Here is a 24,218-nt window from a genome sequence, read left to right on the forward strand (position 1 = left end):
GGTACGGACGTTTCATTCGGATGAACGGAGTGTCTCGTGTCGGAGTCGGCTGCGTTTACACGGCGAGCGCCGGACACGCCATCGATCCGGTCGCTCGCTCACCGTCGTTGCCACCCCGCTGACCTGCGCTTTCGTGGCGGCGCTCGGGACGGTGACAGCCCCTCGGCCAGCGGGGTTCACGGCAAAAAAACGGCAAGAGCGGTACCCGAATGTACGACGGTACGGGAGCGCCGGGGCTCAGCCCCCGCAGAACTCCGCCTCGATCACCGTCTCCGGGTCGCCCGTCCAGTCCGCGTTGTAGTTCAGGGCCAGGGCGTGGCGGCCGTCGGCGGTGGTGGCCGCGGTGGAGGAGGAGCCGTGGATGCCGCCGTCGTGGCCCCAGACGTGCAGCCCGCAGGAGAGGGTGTGGTCGATCAGGCCGAGGCCGTAGGCGCTGTTGGGGTCGCCGGGGACCGGGGTCGTGGTCTTCATCTCCTTCAGCTGGTGCGGAGGGAGGAGGCGGCCGGCCAGCAGGGCCTCGTAGAAGCGGGTCAGGTCGGACGAGGTGGAGATCATCTCGCCCGCCGAGGAGGCCATGGAGGGGTTGAGGGCGGTGACGTCGTAGGTCGGGCCGGTCGCGGTCTCCGCCAGTTTCGAGTAGGCGCGGCTGCTCGGGCGGGGGACGGTGGTGCGGGTGCCGGGGAGGGACGTGCCGGTGAGGCGGAGGGGCCTGATCACCCGGTTGGTGATCTCCTCGGCGTACGGGTGGCCCGTCACCGCCTTGATCACCATGCCCGCCAGGACGTAGTTCGTGTTGGAGTACGCCCAGCTCGTGCCCGGGGCGAAGGCCGGCCTGTGCTTCATCGCGATCGCCACCAGTGCGGCGGGCGTCAGCGTGTCGTAGCGGTGCCGGAGGAAGCCGTCCGCCAGGAAGTAGGTGCGGCCGAAGTCGTCGTCCGCCGTGTAGTTGAAGATGCCGCTGGTGTGGTTGAGGAGCTGGCGGACGGTGATACGGCGACCGTCGTTGCCGTTGCCGGTCACCACACCCGGCAGCCACCTGTCCACCGTGTCGTCGAGCGACAGGCGGCCCTCCGCCTCCAGCTGGAGGAGCACGGTGGCCACGAAGGTCTTCGTGATGCTGCCGACCCGGTAGCGGTCGTACGGGGAACGCGGCGCGCCGGTCCGCGTGTCGCCCACGCCGGCCGTCGTCGACCAGCTGCCGTGTGCGTCCCGGGCCGTCGCCGTCACCCCGGTCACGCCCGCCGCGACCGCGGCCCGAACCGCCTCGCGGGTGGCCGCGTGGCCGGCGGCGGGTGCCGCCAGGGCCGGTGCCGCCAGGGCTGCCGACAGGGCCAGCGCCGTGGCCGCCACCAGCGTCGTACGTACGTACATGTCTCTCCCCCAACTGAGTCGTCGAACTCGGTCGGGGGAGGGGACTTCGCCCTGATCGGCGAGGTTGCCCGGCCGTGGGCCGGTTGAGTGAGTATCAGCCCTTTTTCAGGACCAGTTCCGTGTTCCGGTCCGCCGGGTCGCCGCCCAGGACCTTGCTGGAGCCGGGGGCGTTGAAGGCAAGTTCGCGGTAGAGGGCCGCGAGGCCGGTCTGGGAGAGGTCGGAGAAGTCGGTGCGGTGCGGGGCGGCCGACTCGATCAGGGTCGTGAAGAGCGAGATCGTGCCGTCCTTGTTGTCCACCAGCTCGACGATCCGGGCCAGTTGGGGGTAGTCGACGTGGGAGGCCGTGGTGATCTCCCAGAAGGAGCGGCCGTTCGAGGCGGTGTGCGGGGTGATGAGGTTGCGGTGGATGTGGCCGTTCACCCAGGCCAGCACATTGGCGTGACGGTTGAGGAGGGTGACCAGCTCGGCGCCCGTGTGGCGGCGCTCGCCCGGGTGCGCCGGGTCGGGGCGGGTGTTGGTCATCGTCTGGCTGGTGTGATGGCTGAAGACGACCGCGTAGGAGTCCTTGTTCTCCGTCAGGGTCTTGTCGAGCCAGTTCAGCTGGGCGGTGCCGATCGACCCGTCGTAGTGGCCGCCCGCGTCCGTCGTGTCGAGGCTGATGCCGATGACGTCGTCGGAGATGCGGAAGGCGTAGTACTGGGTGCCCGCGTCCACGTTGGCGGTGGAGTAGCCGTGGCCGACCGGGCCCAGGCCCTGGTAGGCCGGGTCCAGGTGCGCCTTCAGGTAGTCCGCCGCCGTGTACGGGGCGCGCTTCTCGTCCGCCGTCACCGAGCGCGTGGAGCGCGCGTGGGCCTTCAGGAAGTCGCGGTAGCCGCTGCCCTTGGGGTCCTGGGCCTTGCGGATGGTGTCCTGGAGCTTCTTGGCCTCGGCGTCGGTCGCCGTCATCAGCTTCTTGCCGCCGATCGCGGCCGCGGCGAGGTAGGGGTCGGCGTGCGAGCCGAAGCAGCCGAGCGGCAGGGCGTCGTGGTTGCCGACGGTGGAGTACCAGGGCAGGTTGAGGCCGGGGCTCTTCACCTCGCGGATCGCGGCGGCCAGGAAGCCCGCGAGGTGCGGGAAGCCGAGCGCCTTGTCGTGGTCGCGGAGGGTGGCGGAGGCCTGCCAGTAGAGCTTCAGCCCGCTGCTCTGCACGCCCTCGTAGTGCTTGGGGTCACCGGTGTTCGGGGTGATCCGGCCGCCGCTCATCACCTTCATGTACCACTCCAGTTCGGAGTGGGCGTTGTTGTCGGTGTTGTCGCCGGTCGTCATCACGAAGTGCAGCGGGGAGCCGGTGACCGGGGCGCCGCGCAGCGCGTTCACCCGCTCGACGAGGGAGATCGCGCCGGGCACGGTGAGCGCCTCGTGCGGGCGCCAGGCGTGCGGGTCGTGGGCGCGCAGGTACTCCAGGCGCAGCGGGTGCTGGACGTCCATCAGGTGCAGGTCGGTGAACTGCACGAACGCGGCCAGGGCGGTACGGCGGTTCTCCCGGCCGGACTTGGCGGCGGCCAGGTCGGAGCGCAGCATGCGCTTCCAGCCGGCGCCGTCGCCGAGGCGCCGGTACCCGGAGCTGTTCCGGGGCGCGGCGACGGAGGCGAGGGTGGTGCCCTTGGTGTACGGCACGAGGGCGCCCGCGGCGGCCTTGCGGCCCTCGGCGACCGGCTCCTGCTCCTCGGTGACCGCGGGAGCGGCCTGGCTGTCGGTGGGGCGCAGGGCGTAGCCGACGCCCGCGGAGAGCGAGACGGCTCCGGCGGCGGCGAGCACGGTACGGCGGTTGATCTCCAGTGCCTCCCGGCCCTGCTGGGCGGCGGAGGTGGCAACTGAGCGTATGCGCGACATGGCGCGATCTCCCCGGGTGCGAACGCGTCGGCAGTGGTCGCGGGCGATCGCTTCCGCGAACTTCCCGCTCACTTGGGATCGTTGGCACCGGGGGTGACCTGCGCGTGAACGACGCGGCAACGTGCAGCGCCGATCACCGTACGTGGATCAGGTGAGGTGGGGACCGGTCATGGAGCGGATTACGGGCGGCCGGGGTGCGGCTACTCCGCGTTCATCTGCCGGGGTAGGGGAGGGTCTCCGGCGCTTACGACTGCTCTTCTGCAAAGCGCCCCGCGGCCGGCCGCTCCCGCCACAGCCGCAGGGCCACGTCGATCAGCCGGATGTGCCGGAGGCCGGGTACGGCGTCCAGATCCTGCCAGGCGGCCAGGTCGGTGGAGCCGTTCACCTCGTTGCGCAGCTCGCCGCCGACGATCTCGCCGGTGTAGATGATCCGCACGCCGTGGTGGTCGGTGGCGGGGCGCAGCAGCCCGTCGCCGGGGAAGTGCTGGCGGAGGGAGTCGATACCGAGCAGCCCGGTCACCTCGATGCGGTAGCCGGTCTCCTCGAAGAGTTCGCGGCGGACCGTGTCGTAGGGGTCCTCGCCGTGCTCCATGCCGCCGCCGGGCAGGACCCACTCGGGGGTGCCGTCGTCGGCGGGTGACCTGGCGAGCAGGATCTGTCCGTCACGGACGCACACGGCGTAGGCCGCCACCCTCAGCTTCTCGCGCACATCCGCACGTTAGAGGGTGGAACGGCGGAGGCCAACGCGATTTCCCCGTACGACAAGGACACAGACCGGGGGTTTTCCCCATACGTTCATATCGATTCGGTCAACGTTCCCAAAAGGGCGTTCTCTTGGGGAAAGCTGTGCGCTCACGCACCGGTACTTGACCAAGTTCCGGTCGTCCCATGCTCGTTCCTTTACCTACAAGGGATGCAGATGACCCTCACCCCCCAGCACGACCCGATACCGGGCCACAGACGCCTGGGCCGGATCGCCGTCGCCGTCGGTGTCGTGGCCGCGCTCTCCGCCGCCGGGCCGATCCCCCTGGCCGCCGCGGCGACGCCCTCCCCCGCGGTCACCACCGCGGACCCCGGCGCCAAGTCGGCCCACGCCAAGCTCGGTTCGGACGACGCCGCCCTGCTCGCCGAGGCCAAGGCCGACGGCGCCAAGAACGTCACGATGATGATCGCGACCGCGCCGGGGCAGACCGAACAGGTCGCGGCGGAGCTGGACGCGGTCAAGGGCGGCATCGTGGGCAGGACCTACGACAAGGTCGGCTACGTCCGCGCCACGGTGCCGACCGGCAGGGCCGACTCGGCCATCGCCGCCGCCGCGAAGCTGTCCTCCGTGCACGCCATCGACCTGCGGCAGGAGATCGCGCTCGACGACCCGACGCCGAGCGCGGACACCGCCCAGGGCGCCAAGTCCCAGGGCGCGAAGACCACTTACTCCGGCCCCGGCAGGAACACCCCCGCCGAGAACCCGTACAACCCCTCCTTCGAGACGGGCGCCGTCGATTTCGTCAAGGCGCACCCGAAGGCGGACGGCCGGGGCATCACCATCGGCATCCTCGACTCCGGCGTGGACCTCGGCCACCCGGCGCTGCAGAGGACCACCACCGGCGAGCGGAAGATCGTCGACTGGGTGACGGCGACCGACCCGGTCAACGACGGCGACGGCACCTGGCGGCGGATGACGACCGGGGTCTCGGGCCCCGCGTTCTCCATCACCACCGCCAGTCAGGGTACGGAGACGTTCAAGGCGCCCGAGGGTTCGTACCGGTTCAACTACATGTACGAGTCCGCCACCACCGGCGGCGACGAGCAGGGCGACCTCAACCGCGACGGGGACACCACGGACGCCTGGGGCGTGCTGTACGACCCGGCCTCCGGCACCGTGCGCGTGGACACCAACGACAACCTCGACTTCACCGACGACGTGCCGATGAAGCCGTACAAGGACGGCTTCCAGGTCGGCTACTTCGGTACCGACAACCCGGCGACCGACGTCGTCGAGCGCGTCCCGTTCGTCGTCGAGATCCGCAAGGACGTCGTCTACAACTCCTCGGGCGCCAAGGCCGACTACGTCAACATCGGCGTCATCGAGTCCGAGCACGGCACCCACGTCGCCGGCATCACCGCCGCCAACGGCCTGTTCGGCGGGAAGATGAACGGCGCGGCCCCCGGCGCGAAGATCGTCTCCTCCCGCGCCTGCACCTGGACCGGCGGCTGCACCAACGTCGCCCTCACCGAGGGCATGATCGACCTGGTCGCCAACCGCGGCGTCGACATCGTCAACATGTCCATCGGCGGCCTCCCGGCGCTGAACGACGGCAACAACGCCCGTGCGGAGCTGTACACGCGCCTCATCGACACCTACGGCGTACAGCTCGTGATCTCGGCCGGCAACTCCGGACCGGGCGCCAACACGATCGGCGACCCCGGACTCGCCGACAAGGTCATCTCGGTCGGCGCGGCCATCTCCAAGCAGACCTGGGCCGCCAACTACGGCTCCCAGGTGACCAGGAAGTACCAGCTGCTGCCCTTCTCCTCCCGCGGACCGCGCGAGGACGGCGGCTTCACGCCGACGCTGGTCGCGCCCGGCGCCGCGATCAACACCACCCAGACCTGGCTGCCGGGCTCCCCGGTCGCCGAGGCGGGTTACTCGCTCCCGGCCGGCTACTCGATGCTCCAGGGCACCTCGATGGCGTCCCCGCAGGCGGCGGGCGCGAGCGCGCTGCTCCTGTCGGCCGCGAAGCAGAAGGGCATCGCCCTCTCCCCCGCCGACCTGCGCACCGCCCTGACCTCGACGGCCCACCACATCAAGGGTGTTCAGGCGTACGAGGAGGGTGCGGGCCGGATCGACGTCGTCGACGCGTGGGAGTCCGTCCGCGATCACGCGACCGCCCACGACTACACGGTGAAGGCACCGGTCGACACCGCGCTCGACCACGCGCTCAAGACTCCGGGCTACGGCACCGGCCTGTACGACCGTGAGGGCGGCCTGAAGGCCGGGCAGAAGAAGACCTACGACGTCACGATCACCCGGACCTCCGGCGCGGACCGGGCGATCCGGCACGAGCTGTCCTTCGAGAACAACGCGGACCACACCTTCAAGATCCTCGGCCCTGACGAGGTGAAGCTTCCGCTGAACCAGCCGGTGACGGTCAAGGTCCAGGCCCAGCCGCGGAGTTCGGGCATCAAGTCCGCGATCCTGGAGGTCGACGACCGGCGGACCGAGGGCGTCGACAAGCAGATCCTGACCACGGTCGTGGTGTCGGCTCCGGTCGACTACACCTACTCCGCGTCGAGTTCGGTGCAGCGCAACAGCTCCACGTCGTACTTCGTGACCGTGCCCGAGGGCGCCACCTCCCTCGAAGTCGCGATGAGCGGGCTCGCCGACAAGAGCCAGACGCGGTTCATCGCCATCCACCCGTACGGCACTCCGGTCGACAACACCGGTACCCCGTACTGCTACAACAACTACCTCAACGGCAACGGCTGCAAGCCCGACGTGCGGGCGTACGCCGCCCCGCAGGCCGGCGTCTGGGAGATCGAGGTCGAGGCGCGCCGCACCTCGCCGCTGCTCGACAACCCCTACAAGCTGGACGTCACCGTGCTCGGCGCGGCCTTCGACCCGGAGACCGTGACCGTGCCCGAGGCCGGGGTGGGCACCCCGGTCACCGCGTCCTGGAAGGTGACCAACAGGTTCGCCGCGCTCGACGGCACGCTGGTCGGCGGCCCGCTCGGCTCCTCGAAGACGGCCCGCCCCTCGATCAAGGAGGGCGAGACCCAGACCACGACGGTGACCGTGCCCGAGGGCGCGAAGTCCCTGGACGTGGCCATCGGCAACGTCTCCGACACCGCCGCCGACCTGGACCTGACCGTGTACGACGCGTCCGGCAAGCAGGTCGCGCAGTCCGCCGACGGCGACTCGGAGGAGGCGGTCTCCATCGCCACGCCGGCCGCCGGGGTCTACACGATCGAGGTCGTCGGCTACTCGGTCCCGTCGGGCAGCACCGACTACGACTACCGCGACGTGTTCTTCTCCGCCGCGCTCGGCGGTGTCACGGTCGACGGCTCGACGCCGGTCCGGCTCGGCACGGGTGCGTCGGCCACGGTGACCGGGCAGATCACGGCGGCCGCGGCGGCCCCCGAGGGACGTGAGTTCTTCGGACAGGTCCAGCTGGTCGACGCACGCGGCACGGTCGCGGGCGTCGGCAGCGTGAAGATCGAGAAGGTCACGCCGTAGGTCGGCAGGCCCTCGTACGGCGGTACTGGGGGGCGGGCGTCCTGTCGGGGCGCCCGCCCCTTCGCCGTCACTTCCGGCAGGTCAGGGTGCGCGACTCGGGCAGGTCGTGGACGATCCGGGCCCGCTCCGGCGCGATCTCCGACTCCCCGACCGCGTACCGGTCGGGAACCTGCTGCCCGGCCGGGACGCCGACCAGGAGGCGGGCGCCCGCGCGGATCCGGTCGTCGGTGCCGGCCCCGAAGACGACGTCGACCTCCGCGGCGGTCTTCGCCGGTTTGTAGGCGCGGGTCACCTTCAGGGTGACGCGTTCCGTGCCGGTGTGCGGGATCCGGTGCACGCCGGTCACGGTGCCCTCGACGACGAGCCGGGCGCAGGCCAGGTAGCGGGGGCCGCTGAGCGACTCCTTGGCCGGCGCGCTCGCCACCGCGCTGCCGGCCGCGCTGTCGGAGCTGCTGTCCCCCTTCATGGCCTCCCCGCCGTTCGCCACGAGCCAGCCGATGCCGAACACGGCCGAGGCGAACGCGGCGGCGAGGGCGCCGGCCAGGCCGAGGGAACGGACACCGGGGTGCTGCCACCGCCTGCGGCGCGCGGCCGGGCGGGGGCCGGGCGCCGGAGCCGGTGGCTCGGCAAGCGCGTCCCCGATGATCCCGAGCTGCTCGCGCAGCAGTGCCACGTCGGCGGTGGCGGCCCGGTACTCGGCCATGAAACCGGGGTCGCCCCGCTGCCCGTCGGACAGCGGCCCGCCCATGAGAACGGCGAACAGAGCATCGACGTCCTCACCCTGACCGTCCCGGTCGTCCCGGTCATCCCGGTCGTCGCGCCCGTCCCGGTCGTCGTATCCGTCGTGTTCGGCGGTCATGCTCACACCACCTCGTCCTCGTGCAGGCGGGCGCGCAGGGCCCGTACCGCCGTGTGCAGCCGGCTCTTGACCGTGCCCTCGGGGATGCCGAGTTCCTCGGCTATCCCGCGCACCGGCAGGTCGGCGTAGAAGCGCAGGACGAGGATCTGGCGCTGGGCGTCCGGCAGTTCGTCCAGGCCGCGGGCGACGGCGACGGAGAGCAGCCTGCTGTCCTCGCCGGAGCCGGAGGCGTGGTCGGGCTGGCGGAGGGAGGCGAGCCGCTCGCCGATGCGTTCCTGGCGGCGTTTGGCGCGGTGCCAGTCCATGGCGAGGTGGGAGGCGACGACCGCCGCCCACGCCGAGACGTCCCGCGGCGCCTCCTGGCCGTTCGCGGCCCGCTCCAGCAACCGCAGGCGTACCTGCTGTACCCCGTCCAGCAGGTCCGCCTGCGGTACGCCGCCCAGCGCGAGCACCGCCCGGACCCGGCGCTCCTGGTCCGCGTCCAGGGGATCCCCGTGCGGGTCCCCCTGGGCGCGGCGGGCCTTTCTGCGCAGCACAACCCACCCCCTCACCGCGTTTCCCCTACGACGCCGCGGCCCCCGGAAACGTTCGGCCGGCGCCCGGAAAACTTTTCCGAGGCGTACGTCACACCGGCGCGCGCCGCAGCACAGCTTGCGGTGCGACGCCCACGTGGAGGTAATTTCTGCAGCTCAGCGGGGGTGTGGGCGGGAGTTCCACGGGGCGGCTGGTCCAGTCGGTGGGCATGGGGCGCAAAGAATTGGACAGGCGGACCCGGGTCGGCCGCATGATGGAAAGGCCGCAGACACACGTCAACGTATGCAGAGGGAGTAGCCGTGAGGGTCGGAATCGTCGGAGCCACCGGTCAGGTCGGCACGGTCATGCGCAGGATCCTCGCGGAGCGCGACTTCCCGGTCACCGAGCTGCGGCTGTTCGCCTCGGCGCGCTCGGCCGGGACCGAGCTGGACGGTGTGACGGTGGAGGACGCGGCGACCGCCGACTACACCGGCCTGGACATCGTGCTGTTCTCGGCGGGCGGGGCCACCTCGAAGGCGCTGGCCGAGAAGGTCGCCGCCCAGGGTGCCGTGGTCATCGACAACTCCTCCGCCTGGCGCAAGGACCCCGAGGTCCCCCTCGTCGTCTCCGAGGTGAACCCGCACGCGATCGCGGACCGCCCCAAGGGCATCATCGCCAACCCGAACTGCACCACGATGGCCGCGATGCCGGTCCTCAAGCCGCTGCACGCGGAGGCCGGCCTCACGGCGCTGGTCGTCGCCACCTACCAGGCGGTGTCCGGCTCGGGCCTCGCGGGCGTCGCGGAGCTGCACGGGCAGGCGCAGAAGGTCGTCGCCGACGCGGACAAGCTGACCCACGACGGCGGGGCCGTCGACTTCCCGGAGCCCGGCGTCTACAAGCGCCCCATCGCCTTCAACGTCCTCCCCTTCGCCGGCAACCTCGTCGACGACGGTCTGAACGAGACCGACGAGGAGCAGAAGCTGCGCAACGAGTCCCGCAAGATCCTGGAGATCCCGGAGCTGAAGGTCTCCGGCACCTGTGTCCGGGTCCCGGTGTTCTCCGGTCACTCCCTCCAGGTCAACGCCCGTTTCGCCCGCCCGATCAGCCCGGAGCGCGCGACCGAGCTCCTCGGCGACGCGCCGGGCGTGGAGCTCTCCGACATCCCGACCCCGCTGCAGGCGGCGGGCCAGGACCCGTCGTACGTCGGCCGGATCCGCCGTGACGAGACGGTCGAGCACGGGCTGTCCCTGTTCGTCTCCAGCGACAACCTCCGCAAGGGCGCCGCGCTGAACGCGGTGCAGATCGCGGAGCTGGTGGCGGCGGAGCTGTCCGGGAAGTAGTCCTTCCACTGAAGCAGTCCTTCCGCTTTCGAGCGTCTCTCCAGCATGGGGATCGCCGAACGGGGGAGGCACTCCACCATGACCAACCCCCAGCCGGTCTCCGGTACTTCACGTGTCCTCGACGGCAAGGTCGCCATGATCACCGGCGCGTCCAGCGGGATCGGGGCGGCCGCCGCGCGGCTGTTCGCCCGGGAGGGGGCGGCCGTCGTGGTGACGGCCCGGCGTGCGGAGCGGCTGGCGGCGCTGGTCGAGGAGATCGGCGCCGCCGGCGGCCGGGCCCTGGCCGTGCCGGGGGACATCGTGTCCGCCGGACACGCCGAGCGGGTGGTCCGCGCCGCCGTCGACACCTTCGGCCGTCTCGACTGCGCCTTCAACAACGCCGGATACGGCACCGCCGGCACCGACCTGCACGAGACCGGCGAGGACGTCTACGAGCGGACCATGGACGTCAATGTGCGCGGCGTCTGGAACTGCCTGCGCTGCCAGATCCCCGAGATGCTCGAAAGCGGCGGCGGCTCGATCGTCAACACCTCCAGCGTCGCGGGGCAGCGGGCCACCGGCGCGTCCGCGGCGTACGTGGCCGCCAAGCACGCGGTCCTCGGGCTCACCCGGGCCGCCGCGGCCGAGTACGCCGAGCGCGGCGTCCGCGTCAACGCGCTGGTGGTCGGCAGCACCCGTACGGAGATGATGGACCGCGCCCTGGAGCAGCTGCCCGGACTGTGGGAGCGGTTCGAGGGCGAGACGCTGCAGAAACGCATGGCCGGGCCCGCCGAGGTCGCCGAGGCCGCGGTGTGGCTGTGCAGCGACCGCGCCTCGTTCGTCACCGGCGCGGCCATGCCGGTCGACGGCGGTACGACGGCGGCCTGACGCCGCTGACCAAGCGATCTCTGGGGATTTCCCTCGACGCCCCCGGCCCCGTCACGTGGAAGGATGGCGCAACCCACACATAACGAGGAGATGACCGCGTGCCTGGCACAAACCTGACTCGCGAAGAGGCACAGCAGCGGGCGAAGCTGCTCACCGTTGACTCGTACGAGATCGATCTCGACCTCTCCGGCGCGCAGGAGGGCGGTACCTACCGGTCCGTGACCACGGTGCGCTTCGACGTCGCCGGAACCGGCGCCGAATCCTTCATCGACCTGGTGGCCCCGGCGGTCCACGAGGTCACCCTGAACGGTGATCCGCTGGACCCCGCCGAGGTCTTCGCGGACTCCCGGATCGCGCTGCCGGGCCTGCTGGAGGGCCGCAACGTCCTCCGGGTGGTCGCGGACTGCGCGTACACCAACACGGGTGAGGGTCTGCACCGGTTCGTCGACCCGGTCGACGAGCAGGCCTACCTCTACACCCAGTTCGAGGTGCCGGACGCCCGCCGGGTCTTCGCCTCCTTCGAGCAGCCGGACCTGAAGGCGACCTTCCAGTTCACGGTCAAGGCGCCCACCGGCTGGACCGTGATCTCCAACTCGCCGTCGCCCGAACCCAAGGACGACACCTGGGTCTTCGAGCCGACGCCGCGCATCTCGTCGTACATCACCGCGCTGATCGTGGGCCCGTACCACTCCGTGCACAGCGTGTACGAGAAGGACGGGCAGTCGGTCCCGCTGGGCATCTACTGCCGTCCCTCGCTCGCCGAGTTCCTCGACTCGGACGCGATCTTCGAGGTCACCCGGCAGGGCTTCGACTGGTTCCAGGAGAAGTTCGACTACGCGTACCCGTTCAAGAAGTACGACCAGCTGTTCGTACCGGAGTTCAACGCGGGCGCGATGGAGAACGCGGGCGCGGTGACCATCCGCGACCAGTACGTCTTCCGGTCCAAGGTGACCGACGCGGCGTACGAGACGCGCGCCGAGACCATCCTGCACGAGCTGGCCCACATGTGGTTCGGCGACCTGGTCACCATGGAGTGGTGGAACGACCTGTGGCTGAACGAGTCGTTCGCCACCTACACCTCCATCGCCTGCCAGGCGTACGCCCCCGAGTCGCGGTGGCCGCACTCGTGGACGACCTTCGCCAACTCCATGAAGACCTGGGCGTACCGGCAGGACCAGCTGCCCTCCACGCACCCGATCATGGCGGAGATCCGCGACCTGGACGACGTGCTCGTCAACTTCGACGGCATCACGTACGCCAAGGGGGCCTCTGTTCTCAAGCAGCTCGTCGCGTACGTCGGCATGGACGAGTTCTTCACGGGCGTGCAGGCCTATTTCAAGCGGCACGCGTACGGCAACACGCGCCTGTCCGACCTGCTGGGCGCCCTGGAGGAGACCTCCGGGCGTGACCTGAGCACCTGGTCGCAGAAGTGGCTGCAGACGGCCGGGATCAACATCCTGCGCCCGGAGGTGGAGACGGACGCCGACGGTGTCGTCACCTCCTTCGCCATCCGCCAGGAGGCCCCGGCGCTGCCCGCCGGCGCCAAGGGCGAGCCGATCCTGCGGCCGCACCGGATCGCGATCGGCCTGTACGAGCTCGACGACGAGACCGGGAAGCTGGTCCGCGAGGACCGCATCGAGCTGGACGTGGACGGCGAGCTGACGCCCGTACCGCAGCTGACCGGCCGCCGCCGCCCGGCGGTGTTCCTGCTCAACGACGACGACCTGTCGTACGCCAAGGTCCGCCTCGACGAGCAGTCCCTGCGCCTCGTCACCGAGCACCTCGGCGACTTCGAGTCCTCCCTGCCCCGCGCCCTGTGCTGGGCCTCGGCCTGGGACATGACGCGCGACGCCGAACTCCCCACCCGCGCGTACCTGTCCCTCGTGCTGTCCGGCATCGGCAAGGAGTCCGACATCGGTGTCGTGCAGTCGCTGCACCGCCAGGTGAAGCTCGCCGTCGAGCTGTACGCCGACCCGACCGCCCGCGAGGCCCTGCTCACCCGCTGGACCGACGCCACGCTGGCCCATCTGCGCTCCGCCGCGCCGGCGAGCGACCACCAGCTGGCCTGGGCGCGCGCCTTCGCGGCGACCGCCCGTACCCCGGAGCAGCTGGACCTCCTGGAGGGCCTGCTGGACGGCACCCACACCATCGAGGGCCTCGCCGTCGACACCGAGCTGCGCTGGGCGTTCGTGGAGCGGCTGGCGGCGGTCGGCCGCTTCGACGAGGCGGAGATCGCGGGCGAGTACGAGCGGGACCGGACGGCCGCCGGCGAGCGCCACGCGGCCACCGCCCGCGCCGCCCGTCCGACCGAGGAGGCGAAGGCGGAGGCCTGGGCGTCGGTCATCGACTCCGACAAGCTGCCGAACGCCGTGCAGGAGGCCGTGATCGGCGGCTTCGTGCAGACCGACCAGCGTGAGCTGCTCGCGCCGTACGCGGACACGTACTTCGAGGTCCTGAAGTCGGTCTGGGACTCCCGCTCCCACGAGATCGCCCAGCAGATCGCTATCGGCCTCTACCCGGCGCTCCAGGTCTCCCAGGAGACCCTGACGAAGACGGACACCTGGCTGGCCTCGGCCCAGCCGAACGCGGCCCTGGCCCGCCTCGTCTCGGAGTCCCGCGCGGGCGTCGAACGCGCGCTGAAGGCGCAGGCGGCGGACGCGGCGGCGCAGTAACCGGCAACAGCGGTACGACGCAGGGGCGCCCGGTGTCCGTGACACCGGGCGCCCCTGCGGTTCCGCCTCGGCGTGAGTGCCATCTACTCCCCACCACCCAGGCGGAGTTGAGTACCCGTGCTCACGCCGGGGGTGGCCGTCCGTTGCGAGCATCGATGCAACGGCGCGAACGGCAGAGCGCCGGCTCGTCCACCTCAGGCGCTCAGCCAGTCACGGAGAAACCGTCATGTCCCGTCGTATCGCTCTGTCCGTCGTCGCGGGTGTCGTCGTCCTCGGGGGTGCCGGTGCCTTCGCCCTCGCCTACGCCGGGGACCAGCCGCCCGTCCTGGCGCACAGCACCGCCCACTACACCGCCCCCGAGAAGGGCCGGAGCGGCTCGTTCACCTTCACCACCGAGGTCACGGCGTCCTCCGGTGTGAAGAGCCTGAAGGTGCTGGGCTGGCCGGAGAAGTCCGAGTTCGCGAAGAAGCAGCTGACCGCGAAGGAGATGGCCGAGGTGGAGTCGGCGACCTGCAAGCCGACCGGTGAGCACACCGCGCGGTGCGTGTACAAGGTGCCGGTGACCGCCGCCGACGCCACGTCGTCGCAGCACGGCACCTGGCATGTCGCCGTACTCGCCACCGCCGTGGACGGCAGCACCACCTTCGACAGGAAGGCGGCGGACTTCACCGTCGGCTGAGCGGACCCTGGGTGCACAGCCGGGCGGCGAGGTCCAGCATCGTCCGTGTGTGCAGCGCGGTCTGTGCGGACACCGGGATCCAGCGCGGCTCGTACGTCTTGTCGAGTTCCCGGCACCACTCGCGTACCAGGTCGGCGAGGGCGTCGGCGGTCGCGGGCGTGGTGCGGGCGAGGGTCCGGCGCGCCATGGCCGCCACGCGCAGCGGGATACGGCGGGCGGAGACGCCGAGGGTCGCGAAGTGGCCGCGGGAGCCGGCGTGTTCCTGTTCCGCCCAGCCGACCGCGAGCGACGGGGCGACGCGCAGCAGTTCCGCGGCGGCGGTGTGCAGGGGCAGCAGGTCGTGCGGTACGGCGTCGGACCGGACCGGCTCCAGCAGGGTGCCGAGTTCCCGGGTCCTGGCCACCAGCAGGTCGCAGGCGGCACCGACGGCGCGCCGCGGGTCGGGTTCGGGCCGGGAGTCGCTCACGGCCGGGACGGCCCAGGCCGGTGCCTCGACGAGGGCGGTGAGCGTGCCGTACCGGCGGGGGTGCAGCCAGGTGCTCTCGGCGACGAAGCCGCTGGGGTCGCGTTCGCTGCCGCCGCTGGCGGGCGGGAGCCGCAGCACGCCGGGCGGGTCCGGCTGCCAGTCGGGGCCGTCGCAGGGGTGGTCGTCGAGCGGGATGCGCAGCCGGGCTGCGGTCTCCCGGAAGGCCCGCGCGGCTCCGGGGACGTCCCGGGTCTGCATGGTGAAGGCGCCGCCGATCTCGATGCCGTGCAGGGTGAACTGGGCCGTCGGGCGCAGTTCGTCGAGGAGCCGTACGAGCGCCGCCGACTCGGGCAGCGGCTCCTGGCCGGTGCCGGGGGCGGGGGGTGACTCGGGCTGGCAGGCGAACTCGGGCCGGTAGAAGTGCCGGTGGCAGTCCTCCAGGGACGGGGCGGGTTCCTCGGGCTGCCAGCCGTGCGCGAGGTGGGCGCCGTCCGGGTCGAGGCAGAGCAGGAAGTGCCAGGTGCAGTCGAGCCGGCGGAGCAGTTCGGGCCGGTGGGCCAGGAGCCGGGCGAGGCGGAGCGCGGAGGCGCCGCCCACGGGTTCGTTGGCGTGCGCTCCCGCGACGGTCAGGAGCTGCCGCTGCCCGTGCCCGGCGGAGAGCAGGTGAAGGGGCCGTCCGGCCCGGCTCCGTCCGGCCTCCCGCAGCCGCAGGACCCGCGGCGCGAAGGCGGCCAGCGTGCGGGCCTGCCGCTCCAGTTCGCCGACGCCCGGGTAGAGCGCGCGCCGGGACGACGATGTCCGCACGCCGGGACTCCGGTCAGGCGCCTTGAGAGTTGCTGTCCCCGGTGGTCTCCTTCTTGTCCAACGGGCGAATCTCGATCTTGGTTGCCATTTCAACTCCCCTTTTCCATAAGGACGTTGAGCCTGAGCCTCCCCATGGGAACTCCCGGGGCAGCGACTGTCAAGGGTGGCTCCGGGGACGGCGCCGCCGGCCGGGCCCCGCTCAGCCGACGTGCGCGGCCAGCGCCCTCTCGACATCCGCCTCCTGGGCGTTCTCGGCCGCCCAGGCCACGTATCCGTCGGGGCGCACCAGCAGGGTCGTACGGCGGTCGCCCGCCCAGTGGGCCACGGCCAGCCGGTCCGCGCGCCCCTCGCCGGTCTCCCCGGCCCCCGGGGTGACCAGGACGAACCGGCCGCCGCGCAGGGCCTCGTAGAGGCGGCCGCCGCCGGCCAGGGCGAGGTCGGGGACGCGGGCGCCGGTGAGGCGGTGGGCGCCCCGCGGGGCGGGGTACCGGTAGCCGATGCCGGTGACCTGGCCCAGGATCCTGCGACGGGCGGGGGCGAGGCGGCCGAGGACGCGGGTGATCCCGGCGCGCACGGCCAGCATGGGCCCCTTGGCCATGGCGAGGCGGACGATGGCACCGCTGCTGCGCACGACCGACCTGCCGACGGGGTGGCGTTCGCTCTGGTAGGTGTCGAGCAGGTCGGGGGACGCGTGGCCGTGCAGCACGGCGGCGAGCTTCCAGCCCAGGTTGGCCGCGTCCTGCAGACCGGTGTTCATGCCCTGGCCGCCGGCCGGGGTGTGCACATGCGCCGCGTCCCCGGCCAGGAAGAGCCGGCCGGCCCGGTAGCTGGGCACCTGGCGCTCGTCGCTGTGGAAGCGGGACATCCAGCGGGCGTCGTGCATCCCGTAGTCCCGGCCCAGGGCGAGGCGGGTGATCTCCTTGACCTCGTCGAGGTCGAGCGGCTCGTGGTCGGGGACGTCGCGGCCGCGGTGCCAGCCGATGACCCGGTAGTAGCCGTCGCCGAAGGGCACCAGGAAGGCGAACGCGTCGCCGACCGCGGCGGCCGTGATCAGCGTCTCGGGCTTCTCGGCGAGCAGCACGTCGGCGAGGACGACGGAGCGGATCACCGACCGCCCCGGGAACGGCAGCCCGGCCGCCTCCCGTACGGCACTGCGCATCCCGTCGGCGCCGACGACGTACGCGGCGCGCAGGCTCTCGGCGCCCTTGACGTGGACCGTGACCCCGTCCGCGTCCTGGGTCACCCCGGTCACCTCGGACTCGTAGCGGAAGTCGACACCGGCCTCCACCGCGCGGCGCTCCAGCACCTTCTCGACCTCGTACTGCGGGAGGACGAGGACGTGGTGGAAGCGGGAGGGGAGGGTGCCGAGGTCGAGGGTGAGCCCGTCGAAGAGGTTCATCCGGGTGACGGGCCGTCCGACGGCCTCCAGGTCGTCGGCGACGCCCCGGGCGTCGAGCTGCTCCAGGGCACGGGCGTGCAGGACGAAGGCGCGGGAGAGGTTGCTGATCTTGTGGGGGCGCTTTTCGAGGAGGGTGACCGGGACGCCGGCGGCGGCGAGGTCACCGGCCAGGAGGAGGCCGGTGGGGCCGGAGCCGACGACGATCACGCGAGGGATGGAGCCAGCCGTGCCGTTCATGGGGGCCTCCTGGGATGCAACACCCGTTGGCCAACATGCGTTGGTCAACGCTTGTTGGCAAGCGTAGGGCGGGACGGCGGGGCCAGTCAACACTTGTTGGCCCACGCTCGTTGGCCTACGCTCGTTGGCATGACCGGCACTCCCAGTAGAACCACAGGTTCCACGAACGGCCCTGCGGCGCGCCGCTCCGACGCCAGCCGCTCCGCCATCCTGGCCGCCGCCCGCGAGCGCTTCGCGGCCGACGGCTACGAGCGCGCCACCATCCGCGCCATCGCCAAGGACGCGCATATCGACCCGTCCATGGTCATGCGCTACTTCGGCAGCAAGGACGGCCTGTTCGCGGCCGCCGTCGCGCTCGATCTGCGGATGCCCGACCTGTCCCGGACGCCGCGCACCGAGGTCGGGTGGGCGCTGGTGGCCCACTTCCTGGACATCTGGGAGGAGAACGAGGAGCTCACCGCGATGCTGCGGGTCGCCGTCACCAACAAGGCGGGGACCGAGCGCCTGCAGGGCATCTTCCGGGAGCAGGTGGTGCCGGTGGCGGAGCAGGTGTGCCCCGACCCCGAGCAGGTACCGGCGCGGGCGGCGCTGTGCGCCTCGCAGCTGATGGGGCTCGCGCTCACCCGGTACGTGCTGCGGCTGCCGCCGGCCGTGGAACTGGCGCGGGAGGAGATCCTGGCGTGGCTCGGGCCGACCCTGCAGCGGTATCTGACCGCCCCGAGTCCCTGAGCGACGCGCCGAGGGCGCCGGTCGGCTTCCCTACGTCCCGTCGCGGTACGTACGGAAGGCGACCGGCGCCCTCGGTGGAGAAACTGAGGTCAGGCCTTGGGCTTGGTGACCCGGACCTTGGACTTGTCCAGCACCATCACGAGGCCCGCGATGACCGCGAACAGCACGAGCGGCGTCAGGACGTAGAGGCCCAGCGTCTGGATGACACTCAGGCCCTTGCCGGGGTCGTCACCGTCGTCGCGCGTGAGCGCGAGCGCGGGGGACGACATGAGCAGCATCATCAGCGTCGTACCGGCAGCCAGGGCGCCGGCGCGCAGGGCGTTCTTCTTGTCCACGATCCCAAAGTTAGCGGGCCGACTTGAGGGGCGCGCGTCCGGGGTACCCGTTACCCGGCCCGGAGCCCGTCACCCCTTTCGGAGCACCTCCAGCAAGTCATGCACCCGCCCCGACCCCATCAGTTCCTCCAGTGTCACCGGGCGGCCCCGCGCGTCCGCGATCGGCAGGCGCCAGTTCGGGTACTGGTCCCAGGTGCCGGGGAGGTTCTGCGGGCGGCGGTCGCCGATCGTGTCCGGGAGCCAGACGCCGATCATGCGGGCCGGGGTGCGCAGCAGGAAGCGGTGGACGGCCCGGATCTCGGCCTCCTCGTCGCCGGCGTCCGCGGCGGCGAGCAGGCCGAGGCGGGTCAGCAGGGCCAGCCACTCGGTCGTGTCGGCCGCCGCCTCGGCCCGTTCGACCTCCACCGGGCGGGTCAGCAGGCCCAGCCGGTCGCGGAGTCCGACGTGTTCGCCGGTGAGGCGGGCGGCGGTGGGCGGCAGGTCGTGGGTGGTGGCGGTGGCGAGGCAGTCGGCGCGCCAGCGGTCCGGGGGCAGGGGGCGGCCGTCGCCGTCCCAGTCCCGTTCGAACCAGAGCACGGACGTGCCGAGCACCCCGCGTCGCTGGAGTGTCTCGCGCACCCCCGGCTCCACGGTCCCCAGGTCCTCCCCGATCACCACGGCTCCCGCCCGTCCGGCCTCCAGCGCGAGCAGGGCGAGCATGGCCTCGGCGTCGTAGCGGACGTAGGTGCCCTCCGTCGGCGGCCGGCCCTGCGGCACCCACCACAGCCGGAACAGGCCCATCACATGGTCGATGCGCAGGGCGCCGGCGTAACGGAAGAGGCCTCGCAGGAGGCGGCGGAAGGGGGCGTGGCCGGAGGCGGCGAGGCGGTCGGGGCGCCAGGGCGGCAGGCCCCAGTCCTGGCCGCGGGCGTTGAACGCGTCGGGCGGGGCGCCGACGGACATCCCGGCGGCGAAGACGTCACGCTGCGCCCAGGCGTCCGCGCCCCCGGGATGCACGCCGACGGCGAGGTCGTGCACGATCCCGACCGGCATCCCGGCCTCGCGGGCGGTGCGCTGGGCGTCGGTGAGCTGGGTGACGGTGAGCCAGGCGAGCCGGGAGTGGCAGCCGACGCGGTCGCCCAGCTCGGCGCGGGCGCGGGCGGTCTCCGGCGAGCGGGGGTCGTGCAGTTCCTCCGGCCACCGCTGCCACTCGGACCCGTACTTCTCGGCGAGCGCGTACCAGGTGGCGTGGTCCGTCAGGTCCTGTCCCTCGGCCGCGAGGAAGGCGTCGTACTCGGCCTGCCGTGCGGGGGCGAGCGGTACGGCGGCCACTGCCTCCAGCGCCTCCCGCTTCAGCTCCCACACCGCGTCCCGGTCGATGAGGGCGCCCTTGTCGAGGACGGCGGAGCGCAGCCGTCCGGCGCGTTCCACGAGGGAGTCGTCGGCGGTGTACTCGGGGACGGACTCCAGCCGCAGGTGCACCGGGTCGGGGAAGCGGCGGGAGGAGGGGCGGTACGGGGACGGGTCGGTCGGGGCGCCGGGGACGGCCGCGTGCAGCGGGTTGACCTGCACGAATCCCGCTCCCGCGGTGCGTCCGGCCCAGTCGGCCAGGGCGGCGAGGTCACCGAGGTCGCCCATGCCCCAGGAGCGGCGGGACAGGAGCGAGTAGAGCTGGACGAGGAGTCCGTACGAGCGGGCGCCGGGGGCGGGCAGCCGGGCGGGGGCGACGACGAGATGGCAGCGGGCGGTACGGCCGTCGGGCGCGGCGGCGGTCAGCAGATGGACCCCGAGCGGCAGGTCCCGCACGTCGTCGCGTGTCTCCCCGTTCTCCGTCAGGACCTCCAGACGGGTGCCCGCGGGCAGGTCGAGGGCGATCCCGGCGCCGTCCGCCCAGTGGACGACCGTCGGCGGCAGCAGGCGTTCGGCGAGGTCCCGCTCGCGGTCGGCGAGGGCGGTGCGGACCGCTTCGGGGCCGCTCGCGTCGACGCCCAGGGCGGCAAGGGCGGCGATCACGGCACCGGCCGAGGCGGCGACCGTACGGTCCGGGGACGGGCTGTAGGAGGTGGCGACGCCGTGCAGCTCCGCCAGCCGGGACAGCTCCCCGTCGAGAGGAGCGGCTTCGCTCATCTACAACCCCGGCTCACTGGTCAGGGGGGCCGCGTCGGCGAGCGGCGGTTCGCTGGTGAGGGGCTCGGCGTCGGGCAGCGGCGGCTCACTGGTCAGCGGCGCCTGGGCGCAGGCGCCCTCGGCGCTGAACACGCACAGATGGGACTCCTCCTCGCTCTCCACCAGGGGTTTGAACTGGGCCGGGATCGGATGATGAACCGTTGCGGCCACGGTGGCCTCCTCGTCATGCCGTCGGGTGCGGGGGCGTTTGCCGGGTCAGAGCAGGCCTACCCCGTCGGTGCGAGGGCACTCCCCCGCGACCGTCCCCCGCGCCGCGAACCGATCGCGTCCGGGTGATCGATAGAGACGGTGTGACGGTGTGGCGGTCGGCGGCCGGGCACCGCGGGCACGAGGCCGGCGGCTGGCTGTGGACGATCGCGGCCCGCCGGCTGGTGGACGCCCGGCGGGCCCAGGAGCGGACGGCCCGGGTGGCGACGGTGGCGACGGCGGAGCCCCTGCCGGACCCCGCCCCCGCGCCCTCGGCGGAGGACCGGGTGCTGGCGGGCCTGGAGTACGGCGATGTCGGCACCGCCCTCGACCGGATCTCCCCGGAACTGCGCGAGGTCCTGCGGGCGACCGTCGTGGACGGCCTGAGCACCCGCGAGACGGCCCGCCTGCTCGGCATACCGGAGGGCACGGTCAAGTCCCGGGCGATGCGCGCCCGCGCCGAGCTCCGGGAAGCCCTGGCCCAGCTGAACCCCTCACCGACGGGAGGCACCGCATGACGACGACCTGGCACGCCTCCACGGACCTGGTCAGTCGTTACGCCGACGGCTCCTTGCCGGAAGCGGACGCATGGTCCCTGGAGAAGCACCTGGAGGGATGCACCGACTGCGCGGCCCAGGTGTCGGCGGCGGTACGCGAGACAACGGCGGGAGTGGTGCTGACCGATGTACGGAACTTGATACTGGCGGAAGTGACGCGCCCCGAAGGGGCGCGGGGCTCTGACATGTGCGGCTCCGCCGCGTGGGCGCCACCAGCCCCCACCGGCCCGCACCTGCACAAGCACCTGCGCACGCACCTGAAGCCCACCCTCTGGTCCCTCGGCCCCGCCCTCCGCGGCACCTGGCTCCTCGCCCTCCTCTCCGTAACCCTCGGCGCCCTCCTCCTGAACCGCGCCGCCGGCTACGAAGGAGCCCGCACCCTCCTCCTCACCATCGCCCCCGTCATCCCCGTGGCAGGCGTGGCCCTCTCCTACGGCCGCCACGCCGACCCCCTGCACGAGATCACGTCGGCCACCCCCTCCGGCGGCCTGCGCCTCGTCCTCACCCGCACCGCCGCGGTCCTCGGCGTCAGTCTCCCCGCCGTGACGCTCACCGGCGCCGCGCTGCCCGCCTCGGGCGCCCCCGGCGCCGCCGCCTGGCTGCTGCCGGGCCTCGCGCTCACCCTCGGCTCACTGACGCTCGCGTCCTACGTCGGCTGCCGTGCCGCGACCGCGGTGACCGGTGTCGGCTGGGGGGCCGCCGTCCTCGTCCCGGCCCTCGCCGCCCGCGGCGGGCCGCTCACCACCCGGCTCGCCGGACAGCTGGCGGCCTGCTTCGACGGCGCGCAGCCCGGCTGGGCCGCGGCCGTCGCGCTCTGCGCCGCGCTGCTGGCCGCCCGCCGCAACGCCTACGACCACATGGAGAACCGTTGAGCATACGAGTGACCGGCCTGTCCGTCCGGCACCGCAGGACCGTCGCCCTGGACTCGGTCGACCTCGCGCTCGGCACCGGTGTGCACGGGCTGCTGGGCCCGAACGGGGCCGGGAAGACCTCGCTGATCAGGGTGCTGGCCACGGTCGCCCGCCCGTCCGCCGGCCGGGTGGAGCTGCTCGGCCGGGACACCGCCGAGCACCGCGCCCTCGGCGAGGTCCGTGCCCGGCTGGGATACCTGCCGCAGGAGTTCGGCTACTACCCGGGGTTCACCGTGCGGGAGTTCGTGGCGTACGTGGCCTGGCTGAAGGAGATGCCCGCGGCCGGGACCCCCGCCGCCGTCGAGCGGGCGGTGGCCCGGGTCGGGCTCGCCGACCGCGCCGGCGCGAGGATCCGGACGCTGTCCGGGGGCATGGTCCGCCGGGTCGGCATCGCCCAGGCGATCGTGAACGAACCGGACGTCCTGCTGCTCGATGAGCCGACCGCCGGACTGGATCCCGAACAGCGCGTGGAGTTCCGGGAGTTGCTGCGCGAGCTGGGCGCCTCGGCGACCGTGGTCGTCTCCACCCACCTGGTGGAGGACGTGGCGGCGGCCTGCACGGAGGTCACCCTTCTCGACGCGGGCCGGGTCGCCTACCGGGGCACGCCGCACACGCTGGCCGCCATCGGTGAGGCGTCCGACGGCCCCGGCGACCACCCGATCGAGCGCGGCTACACGACCGCCCTGCGCGCCCACCGCACAGCGGAGGCGGTGCGATGACCGTCATGACACGGACCCCGCTGGTCACCGAGGCCCGCCGGGGTTTCGCCCCCTGGGCCGGGCTCACCGTGCTGCTGACGCTCGGAGTGGTGCTCGCCGCGTCCGCCGACCGGTGGCAGGGCGGCTGGGCGGAGACCGCCGCCCAGCTGCACAACGCCGTGCTGATCACGCTGCCTGCGACCGCGGCGGCGGGCTGCTGGCAGGGCGGCCGGGAGCGGCGGCGGGGCACGCAGGAGCTGTGGGGGACGGCCGTACGGCCGCCGCTGTCCCGTTTCCTGGTGTCCGCGCTGCCGGTGGCGCTCTGGGCGGCCGCCGGATACGTGGCCGCGACGGGGCTGGCGCTGCTCGCGACCTGGCCGTACGCGTCGGGGGACGGCCCGCGGCCGGCGCTCGTCCCCACCGACGCGTTCGTGTCGGGGGCCGCGGTGCCGGCCGGGCACGTCGTCGGACGGGTGGTGCCCTCGCGGCTCGCGGCTCCGCTGCTGGCGATGGCCGGGTATGTGGGGCTGGGGGTGACGGTGGCGGCGCACGAGGGGTCGGGGCGGTATCTGAACCCGGCGTTCTCGGTCCTGGACACCTGGGTGCCGGTGTGGTGGCAGCCGGTGGCGATGGCGGTGTGGGCCGGAGGCCTGGCGGGGGTGGCCGTACTGGCGTACGCGGCCCGGCGCCGGTGGACGGCCCTGCTGCCGCTGGCCGCCGCTGCCGCCGCGGGCACACTGCTCGTGCAGACCGGGGACGGGCTGTGGCACACCGACCCGCTGGGCCGCCGCCAGGTGTGCGACACGTCCGTCGCTCCGGCGGTGTGCGTGAACGTCCGGTACGCGGGGGCCCTCCCGCACCTCGTGGAGACGCTGTCGGGTGTCACGGGGAAGCTGAAGGGCGTACGGAACCTGCCGGTGCGCTGGGAGGACCGGGACGGCGAGCCGCGCGCGGACGAGGCGTCGCTGCCGTCGCTGACCCCGCTCGGCTGGTCGTTCGTGCGGGGGCGGCTGACCGATCCGGAGGAGTTCGCGTGGGAGGCGGTGGGCGCGCTGGAGCTGCGCGGCGGCTGCCCGGACGATCCGGTCGGCGTGACCGACGACGCGGTCGGGGACTACCTCGCGCCCCACCCCCTGCAGCAGTCCTTGGACGACCAGGACGCCGAGGGCGACGCGAAGCGCCGGGCCGCGCTGGCCGAGCGCCGGGCCGCGCGGGCCCGCCTGGCGGCGATGGGCGAGCGGGAGCGCCGTACCTGGCTGTCGGCGTACTTCGCGGCCCGGTCCGCCTGCGACCCGAGCGGGGTGCCGGCCCTGTGACATCCG

19 protein-coding genes and 1 pseudogene are annotated in these 24,218 nt (G+C 72.7%); 10 read left to right on the forward strand and 10 right to left on the reverse strand.

Annotated elements, in window-relative coordinates; translation table 11 throughout:
- Positions 1 to 237: 237 nt before the first annotated feature.
- The 3 genes from AB0D85_RS34570 to AB0D85_RS34580 all read right to left on the reverse strand — a co-directional run bounded on the left by AB0D85_RS34570 (position 238) and on the right by AB0D85_RS34580 (position 3,953).
- Positions 238 to 1,371, reverse strand: a complete 1,134-nt coding sequence (locus tag AB0D85_RS34570; protein ID WP_362328942.1) for a serine hydrolase domain-containing protein — start codon at positions 1,369 to 1,371, stop codon at positions 238 to 240.
- Between the two features lie 94 nt (positions 1,372 to 1,465).
- Entirely contained in the window at positions 1,466 to 3,244 is a 1,779-nt protein-coding gene (locus AB0D85_RS34575; RefSeq protein ID WP_362328944.1) for a TIGR03767 family metallophosphoesterase, read from the reverse strand.
- Between the two features lie 244 nt (positions 3,245 to 3,488).
- Entirely contained in the window at positions 3,489 to 3,953 is a 465-nt protein-coding gene (locus AB0D85_RS34580; protein ID WP_362328946.1) for an NUDIX hydrolase, read from the reverse strand.
- Between the two features lie 210 nt (positions 3,954 to 4,163).
- Between AB0D85_RS34580 and AB0D85_RS34585 the strand changes: the two genes are divergently transcribed.
- Positions 4,164 to 7,478, forward strand: coding sequence for a S8 family serine peptidase (locus tag AB0D85_RS34585; protein ID WP_362328948.1), 3,315 nt, complete (start codon positions 4,164 to 4,166; stop codon positions 7,476 to 7,478).
- 67 nt (positions 7,479 to 7,545) lie between these two features.
- Here AB0D85_RS34585 and AB0D85_RS34590 read toward each other — a convergent pair whose 3' ends face one another.
- The gene (locus tag AB0D85_RS34590; protein ID WP_362328950.1) at positions 7,546 to 8,337 is read right to left on the reverse strand and encodes a hypothetical protein; all 792 of its coding nucleotides are present in this window, start codon (positions 8,335 to 8,337) and stop codon (positions 7,546 to 7,548) included.
- 2 nt (positions 8,338 to 8,339) lie between these two features.
- Positions 8,340 to 8,873, reverse strand: a complete 534-nt coding sequence (locus AB0D85_RS34595) for a sigma-70 family RNA polymerase sigma factor (RefSeq protein WP_362328952.1) — start codon at positions 8,871 to 8,873, stop codon at positions 8,340 to 8,342.
- Between the two features lie 297 nt (positions 8,874 to 9,170).
- On the opposite strand from AB0D85_RS34595, the gene AB0D85_RS34600 reads away from it, so the two are divergent.
- The 4 genes from AB0D85_RS34600 to AB0D85_RS34615 all read left to right on the forward strand — a co-directional run bounded on the left by AB0D85_RS34600 (position 9,171) and on the right by AB0D85_RS34615 (position 14,408).
- Positions 9,171 to 10,190: an aspartate-semialdehyde dehydrogenase gene (locus AB0D85_RS34600; RefSeq protein ID WP_362328954.1), complete on the forward strand. Its 1,020-nt coding sequence runs from the start codon at positions 9,171 to 9,173 to the stop codon at positions 10,188 to 10,190.
- A gap of 78 nt (positions 10,191 to 10,268) precedes the next feature.
- Positions 10,269 to 11,057: a glucose 1-dehydrogenase gene (locus AB0D85_RS34605; RefSeq protein WP_362328956.1), complete on the forward strand. Its 789-nt coding sequence runs from the start codon at positions 10,269 to 10,271 to the stop codon at positions 11,055 to 11,057.
- Between the two features lie 98 nt (positions 11,058 to 11,155).
- Positions 11,156 to 13,729, forward strand: a complete 2,574-nt coding sequence (gene pepN, locus AB0D85_RS34610; RefSeq protein ID WP_362328958.1) for an aminopeptidase N — start codon at positions 11,156 to 11,158, stop codon at positions 13,727 to 13,729.
- 226 nt (positions 13,730 to 13,955) lie between these two features.
- The gene (locus AB0D85_RS34615) at positions 13,956 to 14,408 is read left to right on the forward strand and encodes a DUF5707 domain-containing protein (protein ID WP_362328960.1); all 453 of its coding nucleotides are present in this window, start codon (positions 13,956 to 13,958) and stop codon (positions 14,406 to 14,408) included.
- On the opposite strand, the gene AB0D85_RS34620 is transcribed toward AB0D85_RS34615, so the two are convergent.
- Complete coding sequence (locus AB0D85_RS34620) at positions 14,395 to 15,678, reverse strand: M14 family zinc carboxypeptidase (protein ID WP_362328962.1); 1,284 nt, start codon at positions 15,676 to 15,678, stop codon at positions 14,395 to 14,397. The two genes, AB0D85_RS34615 and AB0D85_RS34620, sit on opposite strands and share 14 nt — an antisense overlap.
- Positions 15,679 to 15,877: 199 nt before the next feature.
- A complete protein-coding gene (locus AB0D85_RS34625; protein ID WP_362328964.1) occupies positions 15,878 to 17,314 on the reverse strand; it encodes an FAD-dependent monooxygenase in 1,437 nt (478 codons plus the stop codon).
- 129 nt (positions 17,315 to 17,443) lie between these two features.
- Here AB0D85_RS34625 and AB0D85_RS34630 point away from each other — a divergent pair, with 129 nt between their 5' ends.
- Entirely contained in the window at positions 17,444 to 18,043 is a 600-nt protein-coding gene (locus AB0D85_RS34630) for a TetR family transcriptional regulator (protein ID WP_362328967.1), read from the forward strand.
- An 89-nt stretch (positions 18,044 to 18,132) separates the two neighbouring features.
- On the opposite strand, the gene AB0D85_RS34635 is transcribed toward AB0D85_RS34630, so the two are convergent.
- The 3 genes from AB0D85_RS34635 to AB0D85_RS34645 all read right to left on the reverse strand — a co-directional run bounded on the left by AB0D85_RS34635 (position 18,133) and on the right by AB0D85_RS34645 (position 20,670).
- Positions 18,133 to 18,378 (reverse strand): hypothetical protein, encoded by a 246-nt coding sequence (locus AB0D85_RS34635; protein WP_362328969.1) that lies wholly within the window; start codon positions 18,376 to 18,378, stop codon positions 18,133 to 18,135.
- Between the two features lie 69 nt (positions 18,379 to 18,447).
- Positions 18,448 to 20,484: a 4-alpha-glucanotransferase gene (malQ, locus tag AB0D85_RS34640; protein WP_362328971.1), complete on the reverse strand. Its 2,037-nt coding sequence runs from the start codon at positions 20,482 to 20,484 to the stop codon at positions 18,448 to 18,450.
- The gene (locus tag AB0D85_RS34645; RefSeq protein WP_362329146.1) at positions 20,485 to 20,670 is read right to left on the reverse strand and encodes a hypothetical protein; all 186 of its coding nucleotides are present in this window, start codon (positions 20,668 to 20,670) and stop codon (positions 20,485 to 20,487) included. It abuts the gene before it with no gap.
- Positions 20,671 to 20,834: 164 nt separating this feature from the next.
- Here AB0D85_RS34645 and AB0D85_RS34650 point away from each other — a divergent pair.
- From AB0D85_RS34650 to AB0D85_RS34665, 4 genes and pseudogenes are all read left to right on the forward strand, one after another.
- Positions 20,835 to 21,248, forward strand: a pseudogene (locus AB0D85_RS34650) (RNA polymerase sigma factor); the annotation flags it as partial.
- Entirely contained in the window at positions 21,245 to 22,159 is a 915-nt protein-coding gene (locus AB0D85_RS34655) for a zf-HC2 domain-containing protein (RefSeq protein WP_362328973.1), read from the forward strand. The pseudogene AB0D85_RS34650 and the gene AB0D85_RS34655, both read left to right, overlap by 4 nt.
- Positions 22,156 to 22,917 carry an ABC transporter ATP-binding protein gene (locus AB0D85_RS34660; protein ID WP_362328975.1) on the forward strand — a complete coding sequence of 254 codons (762 nt, stop codon included), beginning with the start codon at positions 22,156 to 22,158 and terminating at the stop codon, positions 22,915 to 22,917. The genes AB0D85_RS34655 and AB0D85_RS34660 overlap by 4 nt, the downstream gene beginning before the upstream one ends.
- The gene (locus AB0D85_RS34665; RefSeq protein WP_362328977.1) at positions 22,914 to 24,212 is read left to right on the forward strand and encodes a hypothetical protein; all 1,299 of its coding nucleotides are present in this window, start codon (positions 22,914 to 22,916) and stop codon (positions 24,210 to 24,212) included. The genes AB0D85_RS34660 and AB0D85_RS34665 overlap by 4 nt, the downstream gene beginning before the upstream one ends.
- The last annotated feature ends 6 nt before the right edge of the window (positions 24,213 to 24,218 follow it).

This window comes from Streptomyces sp. NPDC048277 (assembly GCF_040652235.1).
Taxonomy (GTDB): domain Bacteria; phylum Actinomycetota; class Actinomycetes; order Streptomycetales; family Streptomycetaceae; genus Streptomyces.